The 3,360-nt window shown below is 72.9% G+C and carries 4 protein-coding genes; all 4 read right to left on the reverse strand.

Features of this window, described 5'->3' with window-relative positions:
- Window positions 1-480 (reverse strand): hypothetical protein (locus OZN99_RS27980; RefSeq protein ID WP_456299909.1); only part of this gene is annotated, 480 nt, incomplete at its 3' end.
- 22 nt (window positions 481-502) lie between these two features.
- Entirely contained in the window at window positions 503-958 is a 456-nt protein-coding gene (locus OZN99_RS27985) for a phage tail protein (protein WP_270938501.1), read from the reverse strand.
- A 23-nt stretch (window positions 959-981) separates the two neighbouring features.
- Window positions 982-2,829: a phage tail sheath family protein gene (locus OZN99_RS27990; protein WP_270938502.1), complete on the reverse strand. Its 1,848-nt coding sequence runs from the start codon at window positions 2,827-2,829 to the stop codon at window positions 982-984.
- 11 nt (window positions 2,830-2,840) lie between these two features.
- The coding region (locus tag OZN99_RS27995; protein WP_270938503.1) for a peptidase associated/transthyretin-like domain-containing protein at window positions 2,841-3,360 on the reverse strand (520 nt) is incomplete at its 5' end.

The following is a 3,360-nucleotide window of genomic DNA, read 5'->3' on the forward strand; positions in this document are numbered from 1 at the left end:
CACGCGCACCACGGCGCGCGTCAGCGGCAGCGCGCGCCGCGGCGCGGCCAGACGCAGGACGAGGCGGTTGCCCCAGGCGCCGGGGTTGCGCGCAGCGATCCGCACCGCCTGGCGCGGCGGCGGCACATCCGCCACCGTCAGCCCGGGCACCACGAACCGCGCCGTGCGCGCGTTGCGGTGGTCCATGCAGCGCACCACGACGCAGCGGCGCCCGCCTTCCGCGAAGAAGGCGCGCACGGCCTGCGGCAGCTTGAGACCCGGCACGGGCGCGCCGAAGACGCGGGTGAAGGCGTCGAAGCCTTCCAGAGGCACCGGCGTGTTCAGCGGCCCGCGTTCCGCCAGCCCGATGAAGGCGGCGGTGTCCAGGCGCACCAGCCGCGGCACGGCAGCGGTCGCGCGCGCCTCGTAGACGCCCGGTGGCAGGCCCGGACGGTACGGCGCCCCGGCGGCGAACTCCGCGCGGCGCAGGGAGAGGCTCATGGCGGCCTCGCGTCGCGGAGCGCTACTCGATGCCGATATCCTCGCAGACCAGCGTCAGCTCCTCCATGGCGACATCGGTGCCGCCCTTCGCCGCCAGCGTCGGCCCGGTGTATTTCGACGGCCGCGCATTGGTCAGCTTCCAGCTCATCACCACGCCGGCGCGGTCCTCGCTCATCAGCTCGACCACCACCGTCGCGCGAGCGTCCTGCTTGCCCTGGCGGACCTGGTCGATCCACTGGAACAGGTCCAGCCCGCCGATGAGCCCGCGCTTCAGCGTGACGTCGCCGGCCTTGTACATCAGCGGCACCTTGCGCGGCCGGTTCGCCGGGTCGGTGCCGTTGCGGTAGTCGGCATAGGTGACCTCGGTCGAGAGCCCCGACACGTCGGAGAACCCGGCCTTGATCTCGCCGCCGGAGCCCGGGGTGATCGTCACCTTGAAGTTGAAGGCGCCGTAGGGATCGTCCCGCAGGATGGCCATGATGCGTCCTCCCCCTCAGATCGTCAGACGAGCGACGCGTCGGCCGTCCACTGGCCGATGCGGAAGATCACGTATTCGGCGGGCTTGGTCGGCGCGACGCCGATCAGGCAGACCAGCCTGCCGTTGTCGAGGTCGGACTGCGTCATCGTGGTGCGGTCGCAGCGCACGAAATACGCCTCCTCCGGCTTGGTGCCCATCAGCGCGCCGGTGCGCCACACATCGGTCAGGAAGCTCTCGATGGTGAGCCTGATGCGCAGCCACAGCGCCTCGTTGTTCGGCTCGAACACGGCCCATTGCGTGCCGCGGTCGATCGAGTGCTCGAGGAAGATGAACAGCCGGCGGACGTTGACGTACATCCACTCCGGGTCGCTGCTGATGGTGCGCGCGCCCCAGACGCGCTGCCCGCGCCCTTCGAAGAAGCGCAGGCAGTTGATGCCCTCCGGGTTCAGCACGTCCTGCTCGCCCTTGTTGACGGGGCGGGAGAACCGCAGGATGCCGCGCACCACCTCGTTCGCCGGCGCCTTGTGCACGCCGCGCTCGATGTCGCTGCGCGCGTAGATGCCGGCCATCGCGCCTTCCGGGCTCAGCAGCATCGTCTCGCCCGTCACGCCCGACGGCCGCGGCACGACCAGCCAGGGGTAGTAGAGCGCGGCATAGGTGCTGTCGTGCTGCCCGCGCGCGGCGCGAATCGCCGCGGCGTCCGCATCCTGCGGCCCGGCCAGGATAGCGAAGCGGTAGCGCATCCGCTCGGCATGCGAGATCAGCGCGTTGCGCACCATCAGCCGGTCCGGCTCGGCGAGCGCGGCGCCGCCGGGTGCCGCGACGATCGCCACGTCCTCGATCGCCTCCATCGCGACCAGCCCGGACGCGTCGTGGCCGGCACCGCTGCCGGTGTAGCCGGCAGCATCCACCGTGCGGCCGTCCACGCCGCCCGTCAGGCGCACCGGCGAGCCCGTCACCAGCGCCGTCAGCAGGCCGCCCGCGAAGCCCGCCCGGGTCGCAGCCGTGGTCGGTAGCGCGCCGAGATCGGCGTAGATGCGGTTGGTACGGTCCGCCGGCGGCTCGACGCCGTTCACCGGATCCTCCTGCCGCAGCACGCGACCGATGAACACGTCGGAATCCGGGTGCGGCGACAGGCCTCCGTAGCTGTCCGAGCGGTCGCCGGTGGAGCCGTCGCCATTCGGCTCGACCACGATGTTCAGCGTGATCTTCTGCACGCTGCGCAGCGCGGCGGTGTTGAGGTCCAGGGTGCCGCCGCTGCCGGTCAGCACCGGCCGCCCGGTCGCGTCGAGCGACACCGCCCAGAGCGCCGCGGCATCCACCGCCTGCGCGCCGGCAGCGGTGACCTCGCGCTCCTTGGCGCCCGCGTTGTTGGATTCCACCAGGTCGCCCGGCCGCACGCCGGCCAGGCTGCGGTTCGGCGGCGCGCCGGTCAGCAGGTTGCCGCTGCGGATCGCCTGGACGCGCACCACCACGTTGCCGGCGCGGCCGGGATAGCGCGCGCGGATGAAGCGGTCGGTGCCGGAAACCGCAAGCGCCGGGGAGACCGCCCGCGCCTGCGCCGCGGTCTGCCCTGCCGGCGGGTTGTAGACGCGGCTGACATAGACGCGCTTGCCGCCATTCTCGAAGAACAGCCGCACGCCATGCGCCAGGTGGTTGATGCGCAGCCCGTCGGCCAGCACCAGGTCGGCGCTGTCGCCGAAATAGCGCTGGAACTCCTCGAAGGAGGTCACCAGCATCGGCGCGCCGGTGGTCGGCCCGAAGCGGGCCTGGCCGACGAAGCCGGCGGTCGAGGTGGCGACCCCCTCGATGGATTTCGCCCGGAAGGAGGTTTCCTCCACATAGACGCCGGGGGCGAGGTATTCGGGCATGCGCGCGCTCCTCAGGCCAGCTCGATATCCCAGCGGGCCTGGCGCCCGCCGAGGATGGGTAGTGTCGGATCGGCGCCGGGCGCGCCGCTGCGCACCGCGCCCGTGGCGTCGCGCAGCAGGAAGCCGCGGCGGCGGAAGGCGCTGTTCGGCGCGTCCGCGTCCACCGCGTCGCGTCCGGCCGGCAGCGCGGCCAGGAAATCCAGCGCGAGGGCCGAGGCCAGCGGCGTGCGCGGCACATGCACCACAAGCTGCCGCTCCGCCGCCCAGGGCGGGTCGCCGCCGATCGTGTCGGGCCGCTCCCCGGGCAGGCGGAAGGCATAGCTGCCATCCGGCGCGCTCCAGGTGAGGAAGGTGCGCAGCGCGCCCTCCACCAGCGTGGTCAGCATCAGCCGTGCCAGCGGCACGGGGCGGCCGCCGGCGCCGCGCACCTGGCCGGTGACGGCGGTGAGGCCGGGCGGGATGGGCGCGGTCGGCGCCGCGTGCAGCGCGACATCGCGCAGCAGCGCGCGAGGAGTCATGTCCGGGGACGTC

The organism is Falsiroseomonas oryzae (assembly GCF_027856955.1).
Taxonomy (GTDB): Bacteria; Pseudomonadota; Alphaproteobacteria; order Acetobacterales; family Acetobacteraceae; genus Falsiroseomonas; species Falsiroseomonas oryzae.

What these genes read in the sequence shown, in the direction of transcription:
- OZN99_RS27990 (WP_270938502.1), bottom strand. Translation starts at nt 2,829, where the DNA reads ATGCCCGAATACCTCGCCCCCGGCGTCTATGTGGAGGAAACCTCCTTC.
- OZN99_RS27985 (WP_270938501.1), bottom strand. Translation starts at nt 958, where the DNA reads ATGGCCATCCTGCGGGACGATCCCTACGGCGCCTTCAACTTCAAGGTG.